Here is a 250-nt window from a genome sequence, read left to right on the forward strand (position 1 = left end):
ATTTCTGCAGATCAAAAACACGTCTGATAAAGACATGAGTGGGCTGCAGGGCAAAATTGCTGATGCTGTGAAAGCAAAAGGATATCAGGTGGTGACTTCTCCGGATAAAGCCTACTACTGGATTCAGGCGAATGTGCTGAAGGCCGATAAGATGGATCTGCGGGAGTCTCAGGGATGGCTGAACCGTGGTTATGAAGGCGCAGCAGTTGGTGCAGCGTTAGGTGCCGGTATTACCGGCTATAACTCAAAT

Annotated in this window: 1 protein-coding gene; it reads left to right on the forward strand. The window is 48.8% G+C overall.

Going from position 1 to position 250, the window contains the following annotated elements:
• The coding region (traT, locus tag DIT71_RS18340) for a complement resistance protein TraT (RefSeq protein ID WP_227538208.1) at positions 1–250 on the forward strand (250 nt) is incomplete at both ends.

Source organism: Marinobacter vulgaris, from assembly GCF_003344045.1.
In the GTDB taxonomy this organism is placed as follows: Bacteria; Pseudomonadota; Gammaproteobacteria; order Pseudomonadales; family Oleiphilaceae; genus Marinobacter; species Marinobacter vulgaris.